Source organism: Dyella sp. (assembly GCF_035685805.1).
GTDB lineage: Bacteria > Pseudomonadota > Gammaproteobacteria > Xanthomonadales > Rhodanobacteraceae > Dyella_A.
The window spans coordinates 19201-40901 of record NZ_DASSAB010000028.1; the positions used below are offsets into that span (position 1 = coordinate 19201).

A 21701-nucleotide genomic window follows, 5' to 3' on the forward strand; every position below is an offset into this window, starting at 1 on the left:
CGCAGGCCCGCCGACCGCGTGCGCGGATCAGGCGTTGACCGCCGACATCATCGCCTCGGGATAGCGGGTGCCGGCGGCCACGTCGGGCGGAAACACCCGGGCGATCTCGGCCAGCTCGTCGGCGCTGAGCTGCACCTGCAGCGCGTCGAGGTTCTCGTCCAGCCGCGCCCGCCGCCGCGTGCCGGGAATCGCCACGATGTCCTCGCCCTGCGCCAGCACCCAGGCCAGCGCCAGCTGCGCGGGCGTGCAGCCCTTGCGCGCGGCGAGCGTGCGCACCTGTTCGACCAGCGTCAGGTTGCGGGTGAAGTGCTCGCCCTGGAAGCGCGGGCTGTGGCGGCGGTAGTCGTCCTCGGCGAAGTCCTCCGGCCGGGTGATCGCGCCGGTGAGGAAGCCGCGGCCCAGCGGCGAGTACGCCACCAGGCTCACGCCCAGCCGGCGACAGGCGTCGAGCATGCCGTTGGTCTCCGGATCGCGCGTCCACAGCGAGAACTCGCTTTGCAGCGCGGCGATGGGATGTACCCGGTAGGCCCGCTCGAGCGTGGCGCCGGAGGCCTCGGACAGGCCGAGGAAGCGCACCTTGCCGGCGCTGACCAACTGGGCCATCGCGCCTACCGTCTCCTCGATCGGCACGCTGGTGTCCACGCGGTGCTGGTAGTACAGATCGATGGTCTCCACCCCCAGCCGCCTGAGGCTGGCGTCGCAGGCGGCGTGCACGTATTCGGGGCGGCCACTGATGCCGCGCACGGTGGGGTCGGCCGGATCGCGCACGATGCCGAACTTGGTCGCCAGGAACACCTCGTCACGACGCCCCTTGATGGCCTGGCCCACCAGCCGTTCGTTGGTGTGCGGGCCGTACATGTCGGCAGTGTCGAGCAGGCTGACGCCGCGATCGAGCGCGTGCTGGATGGTGGCGATGGACTCGGCATCGTCACGCTTGCCGCCGGGTGCGCTGTAGAAGTCGCTCATGCCCATGCAGCCGAGGCCGAGGGCGGAAACCTGCGGGCCGTGCTGGCCCAGGGTACGTGTCTGCATGGAGTGCCTCTTTGATGAGTGGATGCGGCTGCCGGCAAGCATGCGCTGGCGACCGTTCACGCATTGTCGGGGGTCGTCGTGGTGCCGATAAATGCTGAATAATCGGCAACACCATTCAATAAAGAACAACAATCATGGATCGCATCGCCGCCATGCGGCTCTACGCGCGCATCGTGGAGCTGTCCAGCTTCACCGCCGCTGCCGATGATCTGAACCTGCCGCGGGCCACCGTCACCCACGCGATCAAGCAGCTGGAGGCGCGGCTCGGCGCGCAGTTGCTGCAGCGGACCACGCGCCGGGTGCGGGTGACCCGCGACGGCGAGCTGTACTACCAGCATTGCCGGCGCCTGCTGCTCGACCTGGACGAGGTGGAGGCCAATTTCCGGGAGGCGGCGAGCGTGCCCAAGGGGCGCCTGCGCGTGGACCTGCCCGGCGTGTTCGCGCGACTGCGGCTGCTGCCGCACCTGCCGGAGTTCTGCGCGCGCCATCCGCAGATCGAGCTGGACATTGGCACCGGCGACCGCTTCGTCGACCTGCTGCGCGAAGGGGTGGACTGCGTACTGCGCGCGGGCGAACTGGGCGACTCGGGCATGGTCGGGCGTCAGCTCGGGCGGCTCGCACAGGTAACCATCGCCAGCGCCGACTACGTGCGCCGGCACGGGGCGCCGCGCACGCTGGCCGAGCTGGCGCAGGGCCACGTGGCGGTCAACTGGGCTTCGCCGACCACGCGGCGGGTGGAGCCGCTGGATTTCATGGTCGGCCGGCGGCGGCGCGAAGTGATGCTGCCCGCGCGCGTCACCGTCAGCGGCGTGGATGCCTACCTCGGCTGCTGCGAAGTGGGGCTCGGGATTGCCCAGTTTCCGCGCTACCACGTGGCCGACGCGCTGGCCGACGGCCGCATGGTCGAGCTGCTGCCGCAGTTTCCTCCGCCGTCGCTGCCGCTGACCGTGCTCTACCCGCAGCAACACCAGATGCCGGCGCGGCTGCGCGTGTTCATCGACTGGCTGGTCGAGCTGTTCGACGCCCAGGGCCTGGAGTGATGCGGGGGACTGGCAGCATGCACGGCATGCGCGACCGTGCGTGGCCTGCGCGTATCACCCGCGCCGGCCGATGCGCAGCGCGGGGCGCTCGCGATGCCGAAAGGGCGGCGCGCTGACGCTGCGCCTGCGCCTGCGCTCGCGCACGCCCGCTCGTCGCGCGCCGCAACGACCTCAGCGAAAGCCGCGCTGCGGCTGGCCGTCGCCCAGCGTGGTCGCGGTCAGCGCCACGCCCATCGCCGCCAGCGCCGGACGCTGCTCGGCCAGCGGCAGCCGCACGATGTGGTCTTCCAGCGCAGCCAGTTTCTGCATGGCCGGCAGCGCCATCACCGCTGCCACCAGCGCCGCCATCCGCGGCCAACGCGTCGCGTCGATGGTGTATTTCACGAACGCGGCGGTGCGAAAGAAGCTCGCCAGGGTGAGGTCGGCGATCGACAGCGCGCCGAACGCGAATTCCGTCGGCGGCAGCTGTGCCTCGAGATAGTCCAGCGCGGCCGGGATCTCCTGCTCGCGGGCAGTACGCACCATCGCCTCGTCGGCCTCTTCGCGAAACAGGAACCGTCGGGCGCCGAGCTGGAAAAACAGCCGCCAGATCAGCACGTCGCCCAGGTGGGTGTCGGCGTACTCCTCCAGCCAGCGCGCGCGGGCGCGGTCGGCGACATCGGCGGGATAGAGCGACGGCTCGGGATGACGCTCCTCCAGGTACTGGCAGATCACGCTGGAGTCGTTGAGTACCAGCGCGCCGTCGATCAGCACCGGGATGCGCCGCAGCGGGCTGAGCCCGGTGAATTGCGCGTTGCCGACGAATGGCGCGATCGGATCGAGCCGGTACGGCACGCCCTTGAGCTCGAGCATCGCCAGCACCTTGCGCACGTAAGGCGAGATCGGGCTGCCGATGACGCTGACGGGCTCGGACATGGCGCGGCTCCTGCGGGCGGTGGCGAGGCGGGCAGGGTGCGCCGGCCCCGCGCAGAGCGTCAAGGCGCGTGTCGACAGGACTTCTGGCAGGGGTCCACCCGCATGGGGCGGACTAGCATCAGGGGTTGGGCAGCGTCAGGGGCGCTGCGGGCGTCCGCCTCGCGGGCACGCCGCGAGTCAGGGAATGCTGTCCGTCACCCATGGCGCCTGCGGGCGCCCGTCTTCACGTCAGCGGAGTCCCCCATGTCCTCTCCTTTCGGTACACCGCGCCTGCTCGGCGCGCTGGTGCTGGCCAGCCTGTCGGCCGGCGCCCATGCCACCGACCGTACGCTTACCGACGCCGATTACGCCCGCGCCGAACAGTTCGTCAATTACAAGGCGATGCCGCTGGTCGATCACGCCGTCACCCGGGTGAAGTGGCTCGATGACACCCACTTCGTCTATGTCGACCATGACGCCGCCGGCGACCACTACCTGCGCATGGACACCGCCACCGGCCAGGCCACGCCGCTGTTCGACCAGGCGAAGATCGCCGCCGCGCTCGGCCAGCTGGCCGACGGCAAGCCGCTGGAGGCGGACAAGCTCGGCCTGCAGGACATCACGCTGACCGCCGATGGCCGCTATCAGTTCAGCGTGCGCGGCAAGACCTACGTATGCAGCGCCGAGGCGGTCTGCGCCAAGCCGGCCACGACCGCCGCGGGCGACGAGCCGGGCGCGCTCTCGCCGGACAAGAAGAGCGAAGCCTTCATCCGCGACTGGAACCTGTGGGTGCGCGACGTCGCCACCGGCAAGGAGACCCAGCTCACCACCGACGGCGTGGAGAACTACGGCTACGCCACCGACAACGCCGGCTGGAAGCACACCGACAACGCCATCGTGGAGTGGTCGCCGGACTCGACCAAGATCGCCACGTTCCAGCAGGACCAGCGCAAGACCGGCGACATGTACATGGTCTCCACCGATGTGGGTCATCCCAAGCTGGAGGCGTGGAAGTACCCGCTGGCCGGCGACAAGGACGTGACCATGATCGAGCGCGTCATCATCGACGTGCCGACCAAGAAAGTGGTGCGGCTGGACATGCCGGCCGACCAGCACCGCTCCACCCTGTGCGACGACGTCAGCTGCGGCCCCGACGGCGGCTGGGACGACGTGAAGTGGGCGCCGGACGGCAAGACGCTGGCGTTCGTCTCCACCTCGCGCTTCCACAAGCACGAGTGGCTGCGCATCGCCGACGCGACCACCGGCAAGGTGCGCACGGTGTTCGAGGAAAGCGTGCCGACCTACTACGAGAGCGGCATCGGCCGCGCCAACTGGGCCTACCTGCCGGCCACCCACGAGGCGGTGTGGTACTCCGAGCGCAGCAACTGGGGCCAGCTGTACCTGGTGGATCTGAACACCGGCAAGGTCAAGCACCCGATCACCACCGGCGAGGGCGTGGTCACCGAGATGCTCAAGGTCGACCCCGAGAGCCGCACCGTGTGGTTCGAGGCGGTGGGCCGGCAAAAGGGCATGGACCCGTACTTCAGCCAGTTCTACAAGGCGAGCCTGGACGGCGGCAAGCCGACCCTGCTGACGCCCGAACCGGCCAACCACGAGATCAGCCTGTCGCCCGATGGCGACAGCTTCGTCGATGCCTATTCCACCCCCACCATGCCGCCGGTCACCGTGCTGCGTGCCAGCGGTGATGGCCACACGCTCGCCACCGTGGCCAAGGCCGACATCAGCCGCCTGCAGGCCACCGGCTGGGTGCCGCCGGTGCCGGTGACGGTGAAAGGCCGCGACGGCAAGACCGCCCTGTACGGCCTGATGTTCAAGCCGACCGACTTCGACCCGTCGAAGAAGTACCCGGTGGTGGACTACATCTATCCGGGCCCCCAAGTCGGCTCGGTCGGTTCGCGCAGCTTCTCCGCCGCGCGCAGTGACCACCAGGCGCTGGCCGAGCTGGGCTTCATCGTGGTGGCGATCGACGGCATGGGCACGCCGTGGCGCTCCAAGTCGTTCCACGACACCTGGTTCGGCAACATGGGCGACAACACCCTGCCGGACCAGGTGCTCGGCCTGAAGGAACTGGGCCAGCGCAATCCGTGGATGGACCTGAGCCGCGTGGGCATCTGGGGCCACTCCGGCGGCGGCAACGCGTCCACCGACGCGATGCTGCGCTACCCCGACTTCTTCAAGGTCGCCTGGTCCGAGAGCGGCAACCACGACAACCGCAACTACGAGGACGACTGGGCCGAGAAGTACCAGGGCGAGCTCACCGTCGACAAGGACGGCAAGAGCAACTACGACGACCAGGCCAACGCCAACCACGCGGCCAACCTCAAGGGTCACCTGATGCTGGTGCACGGCACCATGGACGACAACGTGCCGCTGTCCAACACCATGGTGATGGTGCGTGCGCTGATGGATGCCAACAAGGACTTCGACATGTTGCTGGTGCCCAATGCCCACCACGGCTACGCCAAGGACGCGCCGTACGTGATGCGTCGGCGCTGGGACTATTTCGTGCGCAATCTCGCCGGCGACACGCCGCCGCACGAGTACAAGATGACGCCGCCGAAGCGGTGACGCCGCAGCGCCACCCGGTGGCCTGAGTGAAACGACAAAGGGCCGGTCGCAAGACCGGCCCTTTGTCTTGCCGGCGCCGTGGCGCCAGCGCCAGCGTCAGCGGGTGGTGACCGGCTGCGCCAGTCCCTTGGCCAGCGCTTCGTCGAGCAACGTGTCCATGCCGCGCGCGGCCTGCGCCGACGCGTCCGCCTGGCGCTTGCCCAACGCGGCCTGCTGCGTGCCGAGCGCCGCCTGTTGCCGGCCCAGTTCGGCCTGTTCGCGGCCCAGCGCTTCCTGCTGTGCCTGCAGTGCCTGCAGCCGCGACTGCAGCGCCGGCATGCGCTGTTCGCGATCGGCGCTGCCGGCCAGCGCGGCCTGCTCGCTCGCCAGTTCAGCCTGTCGGCCAGCCAGCTCGCCCTGCCGCGCGCCCAGCCCGCCCTGGCGGCCGCCCAGTTCGCCCTGCTGCCCGCCGAGTCGGCCCTGCTCGCGCGCCAGCGCGGTGACCGGCGCATACAGTGCCTTTGCCCGCGCCAGCAGCGCCTCGTCGCGGATGACGTAGGCCTGCGTGCCACGGCGGAACCACAGCAGCGGCTCGTCGCTCCGGCGCAGGGCACGCGCGGTGGCGACGTCACGCGACGTGCCATTCATGGTGATCGAGTCGCCGTCGAACAGGGCGAAGCCGTAGGCGGCGCCTTCGTCGGTGTCGATATCGACATGGCTGGCGCCGCGCAGATCCGCAGGCAACGCGGGCGGCGCCGGCGGCGGGGGCGGCGGAGGCGGCGGAGGCGGGGCGGGCACGTTCGCGGGCGGCGGCGGTGGCGGTGCGGGGGGTGCCGGTGGCACGCGTTGATCCCCGGCGGCTGCGGCGGCCGATGCAGCGGGGGCGGCAGGAGCGGCCAGCGCGGCCGGTGCTGCCACTGCAGCCGCAGCCGGCGCCGTCGCGTCTGCCGGCTCGGTGGCGCGGGTGACGCGGTAGGGCAGCAGCCCGATCGCGGCCACGGCGAGCACCAGCAGCCAGCCGCGCGCGCGGGATGAGGGTTCGATGTGCTGGAGCATGGTCAGGCGCCTCTTGAGGTTCTCGAACGTGGGGGAAGCACCGGCGAGGCCGGCGTGGAGGGGATGGCTCACGCCCAGGCGCAGCAGCAGGCGGCCGTACTCCTGCGGCGCCGCGCGGGCGTGCCGGAGTACCTGCGCATCGCAGGCGGCCTCGCGCTGCAGGGCGTACTCGCGCACCGCCCAGCGCACCAGCGGGTGGAAGAAGAACAGCTGCTGCGCCAGCGCCGGCACCCAGGCCAGCCACAGGTCGCCGCGGCGCAGGTGGGCCAGCTCGTGGTCCAGCGCCATCGCCAGTTCGGCCGGCGTGAGCGTGTGTTCGGCCGGCAGCAGCACGGTCGGTCGCCAGGGTCCGGTCACCTGCGGCGAATCGATGCCCGCGCACAGCCGCAGCGTCGGCGCCCGCGCCAGCCCCAGCTCGTTCGCACGCCGCGCGCACAGCGCCCGCAGCGCCGGATCGGATGCCGGGGCGGAAGCGAGACGTTGTGCCCGCGCACGCCGCCAACGCGTCGCGAGCGGCAGCAGTGCCAGCAGCAGCCCCGCCAGCCATGCCCCGAGCAGCGCGCTGGGGGCGTGTGCCGCCATCAGGGACGCGGTCGCCGGCACGGCCGGCGCCGACGACTCCGGCTGCACGGCGGGTGCGGTGGCGCGGCTCGTCGGCGCGGGCACGGCGGCGACCACAAGGGCAGTCGGCGCGGCGGCCGGCGCCAGCGGCAGCGCGATCGGTGCGGGCCAGGCCAGCCCGAGCAGCAGCTGCAGGCCGACCAGCCACCACAGCAGGCAGCGCGTCGCCGCCGGCAGTCGCGGCAGCCAGCGGATGGCCGCGGCCACCACCACGATCAGCGCGGTCGCCTGCAGCGACGTCCAGAGCAGGCGCTCGAGCAGCATCCGGGCGATATCGTCCAGCGCAGCCATCTCAACGCTCCCTGCGCTGCGACTGCAGCTGCGCAACCAGCGATTCGAGTTCGGCCAGCTCGGTGTCGCTCACCTCGGCCCGCTCGGAGAGGTAGGCGACGAACGGCGAGACCGATCCGCTCAGGGTTTTTTCCACGAAGCTGCCGACCGCGCTGCGCATCGCCTCGGCCGGGCCGGTCGCGGTGCTGTAGCGGTACATGCCGCTAGCCTGCCGGCGCCTGAGGTACCCCTTGGAGCGCAGGCGCTCCATCATCGTCAGCACGGTCGAGCGCGCCAGCCCGCGCGCCTCGCCGAAGCCGGCGGCCACCTCGCCGACCGACGCCGGCTGGTGCTCGGCCAGGTAGTGCAGCAGGGCGAGTTCCTGGTCGCCGATGGTCGGACGGGACATGCGCGGACTCCGTGACTACGTGTGTAGTCACGCTAGCCTTTGACTACATCTGTAGTCAAGTGCCGCCCGTCTGCCGGCGGGGCTGGGGCTCAGGGCATGCGCATCGCGGAGGTGTGGATCACCTGCCAGTGTCCGTCGCGCAGGCACCAGATGTCGGCGAATCGCAGCCGCACCCGGAAGGCCTTGCCCCCGCTGGTGCCTTCGAGCACCGCCACCCCGCCGAGCAGGGCGCCGCCGGGCCACTGCCGGACCACTTCCTGTTCCACCGTGAACGGCTTCAGGCTGAAGCCCGGTGCGGTGTAGTCGCGGATGAAATCGCGCTTGTTCTCTACCGTGCCCTGGCTGTTGAACAGCACGTAATCGGCGGCGAGCATGCGCTCCAGCGCGGCGCCGTCAGCGCGGATCTGCGCCTGGTCGAAGGCGGCCACCGCTTCGGCCAAAGCCGGCGGCAGCGAGGGATGGGGCGCGGTGGCGGTGCGGGCAGCCGGCGCGACCGCCAGCGCGAGCAGGGCGAGGGTTTGCAGGTATCGCATGGGCTGGGCTCCCGGCGTGGGTGGATGCCGGGCGCAAGGCCGCGGCACGTGGATCATGCCCCGATCGCACCACGCCCTTTCGCCATCGATGCGTTTTCGGTGCGCACATGCCCAAAAAAAAACGGGCGCCACAGGGCGCCCGTCTTCTCGTTGCGGTGAAGCGGTGGATCAGAACGTGTAGCGCACCGTCAGCATGGCCGACCAGCGCGACACCACGCGGCTGGGGTCATAGAAGCCGCCGTCGTACACCTGCAGCTTCTGCGGCTGGTAATTGCCGTTCTGGTCGGTGGGCAGGTTGTAGACGTACTGGCCCTGGGCGTTCACGCCGCCGTAGTTGACCAGCGTGCGAGTCGGGTAGATGCCGGCGTAGCGCTGCTGGCCCCAGTCCCTGTTGAGCAGGTTGAGGAAGTTGTAGACGTCCAGACGGAGCTCGCCCTTGTTGCCCTTGAACAGGCCCGGGATCTCCTGCGAGAAGCTCATGTCCAGCGTGGTCACCCACGGCGCATGCGCGCCGTTGCGCGAGGCCACCTGGCCGCGGTGGTCCTTGAGGTACTTGTCGCTGGCGAGGAAATCCTGGAACTGCTGGATCTGCTGCGCCGTGGCGTTGCCGTAGCTCACCTTGGCGTCGTTCGCGCCGGGGATGTAGGCCGGGTCCCAACCGCTGATGCTGTCGCCGTTGGCGTCGTTGCCGAACACCCAGGTGTACGGGTTGCCGGTACGGCCGCTGTAGAACATCGATACCTGGCTGGCGTAGTCACCGAAGAAGTTGTGCCTCCAGTTCAGCGACAGCTTGACGCTCTTGGCCACGTTGTAGTTGGAGGTCGCCGACACATCGCTGTTCGGGTTGAGGCGGGCGACGCGCGCATAGCCGTTGTAGGCGATGGTGTCGGTGCCCGGATCGACGTCGGTGGCATGGTTCAGCGTGACGCTCGCGCCGCCGGAGAAGCCGGCCGTGAACGGCTTGCTGATCGCCAGCGTGAAGCTGTCGGACTTGCCCTTGTGGGTGTTGGTCAGCAGCGTGGACTGCGAGCTGAAGGCCTTGTTGCGGTTGGCCTGCGCGTCGGCCGAGGTCGGCGCTTCGCCCGGGGTGGCCCAGAACTGGTCGCGGCCGTCCGGCAACGTGCCGGTGGGCGCGCCGAAGTTCACCGCCTGATAGAGGATGCCGTCGCGCACCTGGATGTGCTGGTACTCGGCCGATGCGACCAGACCCCACCACGGCAGCTCGCGATCGAGTGCCAGGCTCATCTTCCACACCGTCGGCAGCTTGAAGTTCTTGTCGATGGTGTCGATCGAGCCGGCGCCGCCGCCGGCCGGGATCGGCTGGTTCAGCGGATCGGGGTTGAACGGCGCGGTGGACGGGTCGAACGAGGTGTAGGAGAGCAGCGTGACGCCGTTGTTCTGGAACGGGTTGGTCATCCACACCGTCGGCGGCGAGGTCTGGAACAGGCCGGCACCGCCGCGCAGCTGGGTCTTGTAGTCCGAATCGAACGAGTAGTTGAAGCTCAGCCGCGGCTCCACCACGCGGTTGCTCGAACCCACGGTGTAGTCGTTGCGGTAGCCGAACGCCTGCTCGAAGCCGGCGTTGTACTCCGGCTTGCCGCCCGAGTGCGGGATGTCCACGCGCACGCCGTACTGCAGCGACAGCTGGTCGTTGACCTGCCAGGTGTCCTGCAGGAACGGGCTGTATTGGCTGTAGGTCCACTTGCCGGCGATGTCGTCGAGCTGGTAACCCGGTGCCGGGTGGTACAGCTCGTACTTGTTGTAGTTGCCGGCGGCGAAGTTATCCAGGCCCCAGAACGTGTACACGCCGAACTCGGCCTGGCCGAACAGGTTGTTGATCTTGTTGCGCTGGTAATCGATGCCGCCCTTGAGGACGTGGTCGCCCAGGTAATAGGTGGCGGCCAGGAAGACGCTGAGCTTCTTGGTGTCGATGTGGTTGTAGTGGCGGAAGCGCTCCTCGCCCAGGTTCACCGACGGGCCCTTGCCGTCCGCCGACAGGTTGACGTTGACCGCCGGCTGCTGGAACGGCGCGGTGGTGTCCTGCACGTACTCCTGGTAGCCCACCTTCGCTTCGGTGGAGAAGTTCTCGGTCCAGTCGTCGAACAGGTGGCCGACGTAGTTCTTGGTGGTGATTTCCTTGGTGTAGGTGTAGCTCGACAGGCCCACGCTGCTCGGGCCGTTGCCGCCCACTGCCGGCAGCAGCTCCTTGGTGTTCTGGTAGGTGAAGCTGGCGCGGTGGTTGTCGGTGATGTTCCAGTCGATCTTGCCGAGGTAACGCTTGTCGTCGTAGGTCAGGCCGGTGGCGCCGCCGAAGTTGCCCGGCGTCAGGCCCAGCGCGGTGGCGGTATCGATCACCTGCTGCAGGTCGCCCGGGGAGACCTTGCCGCTGGTGGACGGGCCGTTGCCGAGCGACTGATCCAGCCCGTTGGCCGAATCGGCGCCGATGCCGGTGGTCTTCTCGTGCTCGGCGGCGACGAAGAAGAACAGCTTGTCCTTGATGATCGGGCCGCCCACGGTCACGCCGTAGGTTGAATCCTTGTCATAGCCGTTGTACTTGTAGCCGCGGTTGTCCGACGGCAGCCAGCCGGCGTCGCCGACCAGGTGGTTGGCGTTGCGGTAGGAGTAGTAGGCCGAGCCGTGGAACGCATTGGTGCCGGACTTGGTCACCGCGTTGACGTCGGCGCCGACGGTGTCGGAGGTGACGTCATAGGTGGCGGTGGAGATGTTGTACTCGGCGATGGTCTCCGGCGAGATCGCCGCCTTCTGGTACGGCAGGCCGTTGGCGTTGAGGCCGAACGGGTCGCCCTGGGTGACGCCGTCCACCGCGATGTTGTTGTAGCGGTTGTTCATGCCGTTGGCGGAGATCGAACCCACGCCCTGGTCGAGCACGGTGATGCGCGGGTCGAGGCGGGCGACGTCGTCCACCGAGCGGTTGCCCTGCGGCGTGGCCTTGAGCTGGTCCTGCGAGATGTTGGTCGACAGGCCCTTGTTGTCCGGCGAGAACGTCTGCGCCAGGGTCGAGGCGCTTACCGTCACGGCGGTCAGGTTGCTGGCCTGCGCCGCATTGGCGCCCATGCTCAGGTTGATCGAGGAAGGCTGGCCCAGCTGCAGGAACACGTTGTCCTGCTCGGCCGCGGCGACGCCGTCCTTGTTGGCGGTGATCTCGAACGGGCCGCCCACGCGCAGGCCCTGCGCGGCGTAGCGGCCGTCGGCGTCGGTGGTCACCGTCTTGGTGGTGCCGGAGGGCTGATGGACGATGGTGACCGTGGCATTGGCCACCGGCTGACCGGCGGCATCGAGCACGCGGCCGGCCACGCCGGAGGTGGTCACGTTCTGCGCCGACACGGTGCCTGCGGCAAGCAGGGCGGCAATGGCGACCGGCAGCAGCCGGGTGCGAAGGGTGGATTTCATCGAAACCTCAGGTCAGGGGAGAAGCACGGGAAACCGGTAAATGCCCCGGCGCACGCGGCGCCGAAACGCGCGAACGCCGAGCCCGGTGCGGAGCTCGGCGTTCGTCGATCACACTATTTTAACGACCCTTTATGACAACGGGATATCCGTGAAGGCGGACCCATCCGGCTGCCGTTCAGGACGCGCCACCCGCCGCGGCCTCAGAACGCCATGTCGAACGCGACCTCGCCCTGCACACCCACCTGGTACGCCGAGACCCGGCGCTCGAAGAAGTTGGTCACCTCCTGCACGTCCTGCAGGTCCATGAAGTCGAACGGGTTGCTGGCGCCGTACTTCTTCGGCAGGTCCAGCTGCACCAGTCGCTGGTCGGCGACATATTCCAGGTACTGGCGCATGTCCTTCACCGACAGGCCGGCCACGCCGCCGGAGAGCACGTCCTCGGCGAACTGGGTCTCGCAGGCGATCGCCTCTTCCAGCATCTGTTCCACCTGCGCGCGCATGGCGTCGTCGAACAGTTCGGGCTCTTCCTCACGCACCGTGCGCACCACGTCGAAGGCGAACGCCATGTGGCCGGACTCGTCGCGGAACACCCAGTTGGTGCCCGAGGCCAACCCGTGCAGCAGGCCCCGCGAGCGCAGGAAGTACACGTAGGCGAAGGCGGCGTAGAAGAACAATCCCTCGATGCAGGCGGCAAAGCAGATCAGGTTGAGCAAAAATTGCCGGCGCTGCTCACGCGATTCCAGCCGCCGCAGGCTCTGGATCGAATCGATCCAGCGGAAGCAGAAATCGCCCTTGGCGCGGATCGAGGGAATGTTCTCGATCGCCGCGAACGCGGCGTTGCGCGCAGCCGGATCGGGAATGTAGGTGTCGAGCAGGGTGAGATAGAACTGCACGTGCAGCGCTTCCTCGTACAACTGGCGCGACAGGTACATGCGCGCCTCGGGCGCATTGATGTGCTGGTACAGGTTCAGCACCAGGTTGTTCGACACGATGCTGTCGCCGGTGGCAAAGAACGCCACCAGCCGATGGATCAGGTGGCGGTCGGCGGGGGACATCTTGGCATTGAGGTCGGTGGTGTCGAGCGAGAAATCCACCTCCTCCACCGTCCAGGTGTTCTTGATCGCGTTCTTGTACATCTCGTAGAACGCGGGGTAGCGCATGGGGCGCAGGGTGAGTTCGAAGCCGGGATCAAGCAGATGGCTGTCGCGGCTGGGCTGAGCGGACATGGGACGTTCCTCGGGTGCGCGATCGCGAGCGGCGCGATCGGGTGTCAGTCGAGCTTTCGCGCGTAGGCGTCGCGCACGAAGCGGCTGATGTAGGTGGCCAGGCCTTCGCCGGCCTCGGCGCAGAAGCACAGGTTGCGAACGTGCTCCGGGCCGGGGACCTGGTCGGTGTATTCGTAGGTGTCGCCGTTGACGAAGCGCACGCGGATGAAGCCGTCACCGCACTGGTAGGCGGTGACGCCGGAATGGCCGCTGAGATTGCGGTACCGCTTCATCCGCGCCGCTCCCTTACTGGCAGGCCTCGCAGTACTCGGGGTTCTCCAGCGAGCAGAACACCGCCGCATTCGCCTGGTCCTGATCCGCCGGCACGGCTGCCTTCGACGCCGTCACCGTTGCCTTGGCGATTTTCGTCGCCGGCCGCGAGCGCAGGTAGTAGGTGGTCTTGATGCCGGCCTTCCACGCGTACATGTACATCGACGAGAGCTGCCCGATGTTCGGGTTCTCCATGAACAGGTTCAGCGACTGGCTCTGGTCGATGAAGGCGGCGCGGGCGGCGGCCAAGTCGATCAGCGCCTTCTGCGGCAGCTCCCACACGGTGCGGTAGATCTGCCGCAGCCGCTCGGGGATCGCCGCGATGCCCTGGATCGAGCCTTCGGCCAGCTTGATCTGGTCGCGCACTTCCGGGGTCCACAGGCCGAGCGACTTCAGCTCGTCGGCGAGGTAGCGGTTCACCTGCAGGAAGTCGCCGGACAGCGTCTCGCGCTTGAACAAGTTGCTCACCTGCGGCTCGATGCACTCGTAGCAGCCGGCGATCGAGGCGATGGTGGCGGTGGGGGCGATCGCGATCAGCAGCGAGTTGCGCAGGCCGTGTTGCTTGATCGTGGCTCGCAGCGTCTCCCAACGTGACGGCTCGTGCGGCGTGGCATTCGGCCAGTAGTCGAACTGCAGCTCGCCGTTGGCCGCGCGGCTCTCGGCAAAGCCCGGATGCATTCCGAGATCCACCGCCAGCTCGTTCGACTGGCTCAGCGCGTGGAAGTAGATCTCCTCGGCGATGCGCGTGGACAGCGCCAGCGCCTCGGGCGAGTCGAAGGCCAGCCGCAGCTTGAAGAACACGTCCTGCAGGCCCATCACGCCCAGCCCCACCGGGCGCCACTTGCGGTTGGCCACGGCGGCGGTGTCGATGGGATAGAAGTTCAGGTCGATCACCCGGTCGAGCTGGCGCACCGCGGTGCGCACGGTCGAGGCCAGCTGATCGAAGTCGAAGGCGCCATCGCGCACGTGTCGCGCCAGGTTGATCGAGCCCAGATTGCACACCGCCGTCTCGCCGGCGTGGGTCACCTCGAGGATCTCGGTACACAGGTTGGAAAGGTGGATCACGTTGTCCGGCTTGGCCGTCTGGTTGCTGGTGGCGTTGCAGCGGTCCTTGAAGGTGATCCAGCCGTTGCCGGTCTGCGCCAGCGTACGCAGCATGCGCGCATACAGCTCGCGCGCCTTGATCGTCTTCACCGCCAGGCCGTCGGCCTCGGCCTGGCGATACGCGGCCTCGAAGGTCTCGCCCCAGCTGTCGACGAAGTGCGGCACCACCTTCGGATCGAACAGCGACCAGTCGCCGTCGGCCGCGACCCGGCGCATGAACTCGTCGGGAATCCAGTTGGCCAGGTTGAGGTTGTGCGTGCGGCGCGCCTCGTCGCCGGTGTTGTCGCGCAGCTCGAGGAACTCCTCGATGTCCGCATGCCACGGCTCCAGGTACACGCAGGCCGCGCCCTTGCGCTTGCCGCCCTGGTTCACCGCGGCCACCGAGGCGTCCAGCGTCTTCAGCCACGGCACCAGGCCGTTGGAGTGGCCGTTGGTGCCCTTGATCAGCGAGCCGCGCGAGCGCACCCGCGACCAGGCGATGCCGATGCCGCCGGCGAACTTGGAGAGCTTGGCCACGTCAGCGTACTTGTCGTAGATCGATTCCAGCGAATCGACCGGCGAGTCGAGCAGGAAGCACGAGGACAGCTGCTCGTGGGTGGTGCCGGCGTTGAACAACGTGGGCGAGCTCGCGATGTATTCCAGCGAGGAAAGCAGCCGGTACAGCTCCAGCGTCTCGGCGATATCGTTGCCGCCCAGCGCGCAGGCAATGCGCATGAAGAAGTACTGCGGTGTCTCGATGACGTGGCGCCGGGTCGGGTGGCGCAGCAGGTAGCGGTCGTACACCGTGCGCAGGCCGAAGTACTCGAAGCGGCGGCTGGCCAGCGGGTCGATCGCATCGTTGAGCTTACGCGCGTTCAGCGCCACGAACTCGCGCAGTCGCCCGTTGAGGATGCCGACCTCGGCGCCCAGCGCGATCGACTGCGAGAAGCTCTGGATCTCCTGCCCCGCCACTTCCTTGTCGATGAACGCGCTGAGCAGGCGCGCGGCGAGCTGGCCGTATTCGGGCTCCTCCGCGGTGAGCGCGGCGGCGGTGCGGATCGAGAGCTGGTCCAGCTCGGCGGTGGTGGCGCCGTCGTACAGGCCGCCGATGGTTTTCAGCGCCACGCGCATCGGGTCGACCGCGTGCAGGCCGTCGGCGGTGCGGGTGACGGCCTTGACGATCTTGTTGACGTCGACCGTCTCCTGGCCGCCGTTGCGCTTGGTCACGCGCATCTGGCCGGGGTTGTGCGGCGGGGTGAGGGCGAAGTCCGATGCGCTGTCGCTGGCAACGGCGGAGGGCGCGGGCACGGCGTGCTCGCGGGTCACGGGTTCGACGGTTTCCATGAAGATGCTCCCAAGGTGGAATCCGACACACCGGGCAGGCCGGCGCGACGGTTCCGAAACTCAAACGCCTGCTCCCGCGCGCAGGGCCTGAGGCTTGGCTTTCGTGGGAAACGACGCGTCGACACGCAGGCACGTGGCGGCCTGCCATGCGACGCGCTTCCCCGCGGAAGCGGTCACCTGCGCCGGGTCGCGAGAGCATCGGCGCATCGCGTCTCACCGGACGCGACCGCCGGCCCGTGGGGCCCGACGTGCTGGCAGGTCTTCGGACTTCGCGGACCCGGGCCCGAAGGCCCACCTAGTCCCCCTCGCTTCCCAGGCGCAGCGGCCCAGTGCATGTGAGGAGTTTCGTTTCCGCTTACCGCTGCGGGGCAGTTCCGGATTCGCACCGGATTCCCTTTTAAGCCCGACCGACAGTCGCGTCTGGACGGACACCAACGAGCGCAACATAGAGGGGCGACGCGCGGCGGTCAACACCACATGTTGTGGACAAACCTGTGGAAAAGCCGGCGCGGCCCCGCTCCCGCGCAGGCTGCGCCCAGGCGTTACACGGCACTCCGGCGAGCCGTTGCCGGCAGCTTCAGAACGTGAGCCGCGCGCCCAGCATCAGGCTGCGGCCGGGGCCGGGCTCGAAGTAGCGGCCGTTGCCATCGTTGACGATCACCGAGCCGATGATGCGGCGATCGGCGAGATTGTCGACGCGCGCGCTGAGGTCCAGCGTGGTGTCGTCTCCGAGCATGAAGATGTAGCCCACGTCCAGATCGACCAGCGCGTAGCCGGCAGCGCGATCGGTGCCGGTGTCGTTGACGGTGACCGAGCCGACGCCGGTGAGCGTGATGCCCTCGCGCCAGCCGCTGCCGTCGCCGTGCGCCAGCCGCAGCGAGCCGTAGTCCTGCGGCACGCCGGGCATGCGCGAGCCGGCGGCGATCGGCGTGCCGGGCACCGGACAGGGCGAGCCGGTGCAGGCGAGGAAATCGTTGCGGAAGCGCGCCCGCAGGTGGGTATAGCCGGCGCTCAGGCGCCAGCCCGCCGCCAGCTCGCCGTTTGCCGCCAGCTCGATGCCCTCGCGGCGCGTATCGCCCACGTTGCGGTAGGTCGAGCGGCCGTTGACGTTGGTGGCCACCGCCAGCGCGTCGCGGGTGTCGGCGCGGAACAGCGCGGCATCGAACTCGAGGTCGCGGGCCGCCTGCCATTTCGTGCCGATCTCGACGTTTCGGCTGCGCGCGGGCTTGAGGTCGAACGCGAGCCCCGGCCGGCCATCGCTGCGGTAACCCAGCTCGTTGTAGCTGGGTGTCTCGAAACCCTTGCCGAAACTGGCGTAGATGCGCAGGTTGTCGGCGGGGCGGAACTGCAGGCCGACCACCGGCGTGGTCGCCTGGTAGCTCACCTGACCGCTGTCGTCGGGATTGTCCGCCGTGATGTAGAAATCGTGCTCGCTGAAGCGCACCTCGTCATGGCGCAAGCCCAGCAGCAGCGACCATTGGGGCACGAAGTGCCAGTAGAACTGGGCGTACTCGGCCACGTTGTTGACGTTGTCGTGCTCGTTGCGGCGCAGCGCGCCCTTCACCCCGAGCGTGTCGCCGATGAAGTTCTCGTAGCCGGTGCGGCGCTGGATCTGGTAGTCGCCGCTGGCGCCGAGCACGGTCTCGAAGTCGCCGCCGGCCAGCTCGCCGCGATGGGTCCAGCGCAGGTCGGCGCCGCCGTAGTTGGTGGCCGGTGAAATCACCCCGCCGGACTGCAGCGGGTTCTTCTGCACGAAGGTGGGAATGGACAGGTACTGGATGATGCTGCGCTGCCCGTAATAGGCCATCGCGCGCAGCCGGTCGGCCTGGTCCAGCGCCTGCTCGTAGATCAGCCCGAGCTGGTTCTGCTCGGCGCTCTTGCGCGTGTTGTAGAGCGCTGACACGGCGGTGGACTGGCGCCGGTCCTGCTTGACCTGCTCGCGGGTGAGGCCGAGCGGGTCCTGCGTGTCGGGCTGGTCGATGCGGTTGAGCACCACGGTGAGCTTGCGCTGCTCGCCGAGGTCGATGCCGAACTTGGCGTTGTCCGACTCGCGCCGCACGCGGCTGTGCTCGCGGTAGCCGCCGGAGATGAATTCGGAGGCGGCGACGTTGTAGTCCACCGGGCCGACGATGCCGCGCGTGTTGGCCATCAGCCGGAAGCTGTCGTAGCTGCCGCCGTACACGCCCAGCGTGGTCTGCGGCGTGGCGGTGCCGTCGGCGCTGTAGAGCTGGATCACGCCGCCGGCGGCGTTGCCGTAGAGCACCGAGAACGGCCCGCGCAGCACTTCCACGCGATCGGCCGAATCGAGGTTGAACTGCGACACCTGGCCCTGGCCGTCGGGCAGCGTCGAGGGGATGCCGTCCATGAAAATGCGCGTGCTGCGCACGCCGAAGGTGGAGCGCGAGCCGAAGCCGCGGATCGAGATCTGCTCGTCCTGCGCGTAGTTCTGCCGGTCGCGGGCGAGAATGCCCGGCACGCCCACCAGTACCTCGGAGAAATTCACCCCGGGCTGGCCGGCCGCGGCCGGATCCACGGCCACCACGCTGAGCGAGGCCGGCACGTCGAACGGCGGGATGTCGAGCCGGCTGGCGTTGACCTGCACGGCTGGCAGCGGCGTGCCGCGTTCGGCCAGCGGCTGCTGCTGCGCCCGCGACGGGGATGCCACGGCCAGCGCCGCCAGCGTCAGCGACGTGGCCAGTGCGGTGCGCGCCAGGCTCGGGGCCGGCGCCGCTGCCACAGGGGTTGGGCCGCGCGGGAAAGTTGCGCGTGCGCCGATGTCGTCCATCTGATGAGTCTCCAGGAAGAGCAAAGTCGGCCATGGTGGCCGGCCGCGCGTCTCGCGGCGGTCAAGGCCGGCGGCGCGTGCGGCGGTACCGTCGGGCGTGGCGTCGGTTACGGCACGATGCTGACGTCGATCTCGATCGGGTAGGGCGCCGGTTGCTTCGGTGGCGCTGGCAGCGTCCATGACGAGAAGCTGCTGGTCAGGCAGGCGGCCACCGGCGTCAGCGGTTGGGCCAGCACGCGTGCAGGCTTGCCGTCCGCGCCGACGGACGCGACGAGCGTGAACGGCGACTTGTCCGCCGGCGCATTGCGGGTGATGCAGTCCTTCAATGCGTCGGTCATTGGCGTACCGATCTGCGCCCACAGCGCCTTCTGGTAGGCCGGCCCGCTGGCGGCGGCTTCCGCCAGGCGACCTTGCAGCACGCGGTCGTGAAAGTCGTCGGCCGCGGCTGCGGGCAGCGACGCCATCAGCAGCGCAAGGGTGATGAGGTTTGGCATGATCGTGGTTCAGTCCGGCAAAGCGGTGAAAGTAGCAGCAGCCGGTTGCCCCGCGCAGGAGCCACGCATGTCCGTCCTACCGAGCCACGTCGCCGGCCGCACCGATCTGCCACTGCTCGACGACACCATGGGCGGCCTGCTGGCGCGCATCGCCGCGCGCTGGCCCGAGCGCGACGCACTGGTGGTGCGCAGCCCCGCGGCGCGAATGAGCTACCGCCAGCTGCACGCCGAAGTGGAGCGCGTCGCCGCGGCGCTGCTGGCGCTGGGCCTGGCACCCGGCGATCGCATCGGCATCTGGGCGCCGAACCGCGCCGAATGGGTGGTACTGCAGTTCGCCGCGCCGATGGCGGGGCTGCTGCTGGTGAACATCAACCCCGCCTACCGCGCGCACGAGCTGGCGTTCGCGCTCAATCACGTCGACTGCCGTGCGCTGGTGCTGCCGCGCCGGTTCAAGACCTCGCGCTATCTGGAGCTGCTGGCCGACCTGGCGCCCGAGCTGGCCGAAGCCGCCCCCGGTGCGCTGCACGCCGGGCGGGTGCCCGGCCTGCGCGAGGTGATCGTGCTGGACGACGAGCCCGCGCCCGGCACCCGGCGCTGGCAGGATCTCACCGCGGATGCCGCGGCGCTGGCGCGGCTGCGTGCGCTGCAGCCGTCGCTGCATGCCGACGACGCGGTCAACATCCAGTTCACCTCCGGCACCACCGGCGCGCCCAAGGGCGCCACGCTGACCCACCGCAACATCGTCAACAACGGCTGGTTCATCGGCGAGGCGATGCGGCTCACCGAGCACGACCGGCTGTGCATCCCGGTGCCGTTCTACCACTGCTTCGGCATGGTGCTGGGCAACCTGGCCTGCGTCACCCACGGCGCCTGCATGGTGATTCCCGGCGAGGGCTTCGATGCGCTGGCCACGCTGGAGACGGTGGCGGAGCAGCGCTGCACCGGCCTGCACGGCGTGCCCACCATGTTCATCGCCGAGCTCGAGCATCCGCGCTTTGGCGAGTTCGATCTGTCCAGCCTGCGCACCGGCATCATGGCCGGCTCGCCGTGCCCGGCCGAGGTGATGCGCAAGGTGGTCAGCCAGATGCACATGGCCGAGGTGACCATCGCCTACGGCATGACCGAGACCAGCCCGGTGAGCTTCCAGACCGTGCCGGACGATCCGCTGGAGCGCCGGGTGGACAGCGTCGGCCGCGTGCATCCGCACCTGCAGGTGAAGCTGGTCGACGAGCACGGCGCCACCGTGCCACGCGGTGAGCCGGGCGAACTGTGCACGCGCGGCTACTCGGTGATGCGCGGCTACTGGAACGACGAAGCGCACACCGGCGAAGCGATCGACGCCGGCGGCTGGATGCACACCGGCGACCTGGCCACGCTGGATGAGGATGGCTACTGCCGCATCGTCGGGCGGCTCAAGGACATGATCATCCGCGGCGGCGAGAACATCTATCCGCGCGAAATCGAGGAATTCCTGTATGGCCATCCAGCCGTCCAGGACGTGCAGGTGTTCGGCGTGCCGGACGCGAAGTTCGGCGAGCAGGTGTGCGCGTGGGTGCGCCTGCGCGAGGGCATGCGCGCCAGTGAGGCGCAGATCCAGGACTACTGCCGCCGCCAGCTGGCGTATTACAAGGTGCCGCACTACGTGCGCTTCGTCGACGCGTTCCCGATGACCGTCACCGGCAAGGTGCAGAAGTACCTGATGCGCGAGGCGATGACGGCGGAGCTGGCAGGCTCCGCCTAGAGCCGCCCGAGCCGGCCGGCCTCGTAGTCCTGCACCACGCGCATCACTTCCTGGCGCGTGTTCATGACGAACGGGCCGTGCTGCACCAGCGGCTCGTTGATTGCCGCGCCGGCGACCACCACCAGATGCGAGCGCGTGCCGACGCCACGGATGCGCAGTTGCACGTCGGCCAGATGGGCGCCGGCGGTGACCGCGGTGGTCGCCGGCAGCGCGCGGGTGCCGGCGCCGTCCGCTTCCAGCGCCAGTTCGCCAGACAGCGCATACACCCAGGCATTCCAGCCCGCCGGCAGCGGCAACGCGACGGTGGCGCCGGCATCGACGCGACCGTCCAGGATCAGCAGCGGCTGTGGCAGCACCAGCGGTGAACGCACCGCACCGAGCTGGCCCGCCAGCAGGCGCAGGCGGCTGCCGGGCAGGGCGATCAGCGGCACCTTGGCGGCAGCCAGATGAAAGCTCGCCGGCGGCTGCTGCTTGAGGTCGCTGGGCGAGTTGACCAGGATCTGCAGCGCGTCGAGCGAGAGCGACTCGCCGCGCGCCCGCGCCTGGCGCACCACACCGCGCCCGGCCAGCGTCCAGTGCAGGTCGCCGGGCCGGATGCAGTGCCGCGCGCCGGCGCTGTCGACGCTCTCGATTTCGCCCTGCGCGTGCTCGAACAGCAGCGTCGCCACCGACAACCCCGCATGCGGCAGCGGTTCCATCTCCGGCCCCGCCGACTGCACGTGGTCGACCACCAGCAACGGCGACATGCCGCGGTCGAACGCGTCGTGGCGGAACTGGCGCAGCCGTCCGCCGGCGCCGGCCGGATGGACGCGCGGTTGCAGGGGACGGGAGAACACCGGGTCGCGGGCGGGCAAGGGGCCGTACATGGCGTGCCTGGGGGGAGGG

The 21701-nt window shown here is 69.1% G+C and carries 15 protein-coding genes and 1 riboswitch; of the genes, 3 read left to right on the plus strand and 12 right to left on the minus strand.

Annotated features, from left to right (window positions below; translation table 11 throughout):
• Positions 1 to 27: 27 nt before the first annotated feature.
• Positions 28 to 1032 (minus strand): aldo/keto reductase, encoded by a 1005-nt coding sequence (locus tag VFG40_RS06035; protein ID WP_324895940.1) that lies wholly within the window; start codon positions 1030 to 1032, stop codon positions 28 to 30.
• Positions 1033 to 1166: 134 nt separating this feature from the next.
• Between VFG40_RS06035 and VFG40_RS06040 the strand changes: the two genes are divergently transcribed.
• Positions 1167 to 2072 carry a LysR family transcriptional regulator gene (locus VFG40_RS06040; RefSeq protein ID WP_324895942.1) on the plus strand — a complete coding sequence of 302 codons (906 nt, stop codon included), beginning with the start codon at positions 1167 to 1169 and terminating at the stop codon, positions 2070 to 2072.
• Positions 2073 to 2243: 171 nt separating this feature from the next.
• On the opposite strand, the gene VFG40_RS06045 is transcribed toward VFG40_RS06040, so the two are convergent.
• Positions 2244 to 2987: a glutathione S-transferase family protein gene (locus tag VFG40_RS06045; RefSeq protein WP_324895944.1), complete on the minus strand. Its 744-nt coding sequence runs from the start codon at positions 2985 to 2987 to the stop codon at positions 2244 to 2246.
• 243 nt (positions 2988 to 3230) lie between these two features.
• Between VFG40_RS06045 and VFG40_RS06050 the strand changes: the two genes are divergently transcribed.
• Complete coding sequence (locus tag VFG40_RS06050; protein WP_324895946.1) at positions 3231 to 5555, plus strand: S9 family peptidase; 2325 nt, start codon at positions 3231 to 3233, stop codon at positions 5553 to 5555.
• A gap of 96 nt (positions 5556 to 5651) precedes the next feature.
• Here the strand turns inward: VFG40_RS06050 and VFG40_RS06055 are convergent, their stop codons facing one another.
• The 9 genes from VFG40_RS06055 to VFG40_RS06095 form a co-directional block, all read right to left on the minus strand.
• Entirely contained in the window at positions 5652 to 7502 is a 1851-nt protein-coding gene (locus tag VFG40_RS06055; protein ID WP_324895947.1) for a M56 family metallopeptidase, read from the minus strand.
• Position 7503: 1 nt separating this feature from the next.
• Positions 7504 to 7890, minus strand: a complete 387-nt coding sequence (locus VFG40_RS06060) for a BlaI/MecI/CopY family transcriptional regulator (protein ID WP_324895949.1) — start codon at positions 7888 to 7890, stop codon at positions 7504 to 7506.
• Between the two features lie 89 nt (positions 7891 to 7979).
• Positions 7980 to 8423 carry a nuclear transport factor 2 family protein gene (locus VFG40_RS06065; RefSeq protein WP_324895951.1) on the minus strand — a complete coding sequence of 148 codons (444 nt, stop codon included), beginning with the start codon at positions 8421 to 8423 and terminating at the stop codon, positions 7980 to 7982.
• A 168-nt stretch (positions 8424 to 8591) separates the two neighbouring features.
• The gene (locus tag VFG40_RS06070) at positions 8592 to 11834 is read right to left on the minus strand and encodes a TonB-dependent receptor (RefSeq protein ID WP_324895953.1); all 3243 of its coding nucleotides are present in this window, start codon (positions 11832 to 11834) and stop codon (positions 8592 to 8594) included.
• 200 nt (positions 11835 to 12034) lie between these two features.
• Complete coding sequence (locus tag VFG40_RS06075; RefSeq protein WP_324895955.1) at positions 12035 to 13060, minus strand: ribonucleotide-diphosphate reductase subunit beta; 1026 nt, start codon at positions 13058 to 13060, stop codon at positions 12035 to 12037.
• 44 nt (positions 13061 to 13104) lie between these two features.
• The gene (locus VFG40_RS06080; protein WP_324895957.1) at positions 13105 to 13332 is read right to left on the minus strand and encodes a hypothetical protein; all 228 of its coding nucleotides are present in this window, start codon (positions 13330 to 13332) and stop codon (positions 13105 to 13107) included.
• A 13-nt stretch (positions 13333 to 13345) separates the two neighbouring features.
• Positions 13346 to 15796 carry a ribonucleoside-diphosphate reductase subunit alpha gene (locus VFG40_RS06085; RefSeq protein WP_324895959.1) on the minus strand — a complete coding sequence of 817 codons (2451 nt, stop codon included), beginning with the start codon at positions 15794 to 15796 and terminating at the stop codon, positions 13346 to 13348.
• Positions 15797 to 16032: 236 nt separating this feature from the next.
• Positions 16033 to 16247, minus strand: a riboswitch (cobalamin riboswitch).
• Positions 16248 to 16373: 126 nt separating this feature from the next.
• Positions 16374 to 18509, minus strand: coding sequence for a TonB-dependent receptor family protein (locus VFG40_RS06090; protein WP_414649258.1), 2136 nt, complete (start codon positions 18507 to 18509; stop codon positions 16374 to 16376).
• Positions 18510 to 18688: 179 nt separating this feature from the next.
• Complete coding sequence (locus tag VFG40_RS06095) at positions 18689 to 19075, minus strand: peptidase C13 (protein WP_324895962.1); 387 nt, start codon at positions 19073 to 19075, stop codon at positions 18689 to 18691.
• A 67-nt stretch (positions 19076 to 19142) separates the two neighbouring features.
• Here VFG40_RS06095 and VFG40_RS06100 point away from each other — a divergent pair, with 67 nt between their 5' ends.
• Positions 19143 to 20816, plus strand: a complete 1674-nt coding sequence (locus tag VFG40_RS06100) for an AMP-binding protein (RefSeq protein ID WP_324895964.1) — start codon at positions 19143 to 19145, stop codon at positions 20814 to 20816.
• On the opposite strand, the gene VFG40_RS06105 is transcribed toward VFG40_RS06100, so the two are convergent.
• Positions 20813 to 21682, minus strand: a complete 870-nt coding sequence (locus VFG40_RS06105) for a pirin family protein (RefSeq protein WP_324895966.1) — start codon at positions 21680 to 21682, stop codon at positions 20813 to 20815. The genes VFG40_RS06100 and VFG40_RS06105 overlap by 4 nt on opposite strands.
• Positions 21683 to 21701: the final 19 nt, after the last annotated feature.

Excerpts from the sequence above, each read along its gene's own strand:
- VFG40_RS06035 (WP_324895940.1), bottom strand. The coding sequence starts at position 1,032 with ATGCAGACACGTACCCTGGGCCAGCACGGCCCGCAGGTTTCCGCCCTC.
- VFG40_RS06040 (WP_324895942.1), top strand. The coding sequence starts at position 1,167 with ATGGATCGCATCGCCGCCATGCGGCTCTACGCGCGCATCGTGGAGCTG.
- VFG40_RS06045 (WP_324895944.1), bottom strand. The coding sequence starts at position 2,987 with ATGTCCGAGCCCGTCAGCGTCATCGGCAGCCCGATCTCGCCTTACGTG.
- VFG40_RS06050 (WP_324895946.1), top strand. The coding sequence starts at position 3,231 with ATGTCCTCTCCTTTCGGTACACCGCGCCTGCTCGGCGCGCTGGTGCTG.
- VFG40_RS06055 (WP_324895947.1), bottom strand. The coding sequence starts at position 7,502 with ATGGCTGCGCTGGACGATATCGCCCGGATGCTGCTCGAGCGCCTGCTC.
- VFG40_RS06060 (WP_324895949.1), bottom strand. The coding sequence starts at position 7,890 with ATGTCCCGTCCGACCATCGGCGACCAGGAACTCGCCCTGCTGCACTAC.
- VFG40_RS06065 (WP_324895951.1), bottom strand. The coding sequence starts at position 8,423 with ATGCGATACCTGCAAACCCTCGCCCTGCTCGCGCTGGCGGTCGCGCCG.
- VFG40_RS06070 (WP_324895953.1), bottom strand. The coding sequence starts at position 11,834 with ATGAAATCCACCCTTCGCACCCGGCTGCTGCCGGTCGCCATTGCCGCC.
- VFG40_RS06075 (WP_324895955.1), bottom strand. The coding sequence starts at position 13,060 with ATGTCCGCTCAGCCCAGCCGCGACAGCCATCTGCTTGATCCCGGCTTC.
- VFG40_RS06080 (WP_324895957.1), bottom strand. The coding sequence starts at position 13,332 with ATGAAGCGGTACCGCAATCTCAGCGGCCATTCCGGCGTCACCGCCTAC.
- VFG40_RS06085 (WP_324895959.1), bottom strand. The coding sequence starts at position 15,796 with ATGGAAACCGTCGAACCCGTGACCCGCGAGCACGCCGTGCCCGCGCCC.
- VFG40_RS06095 (WP_324895962.1), bottom strand. The coding sequence starts at position 19,075 with ATGCCAAACCTCATCACCCTTGCGCTGCTGATGGCGTCGCTGCCCGCA.
- VFG40_RS06100 (WP_324895964.1), top strand. The coding sequence starts at position 19,143 with ATGTCCGTCCTACCGAGCCACGTCGCCGGCCGCACCGATCTGCCACTG.
- VFG40_RS06105 (WP_324895966.1), bottom strand. The coding sequence starts at position 21,682 with ATGTACGGCCCCTTGCCCGCCCGCGACCCGGTGTTCTCCCGTCCCCTG.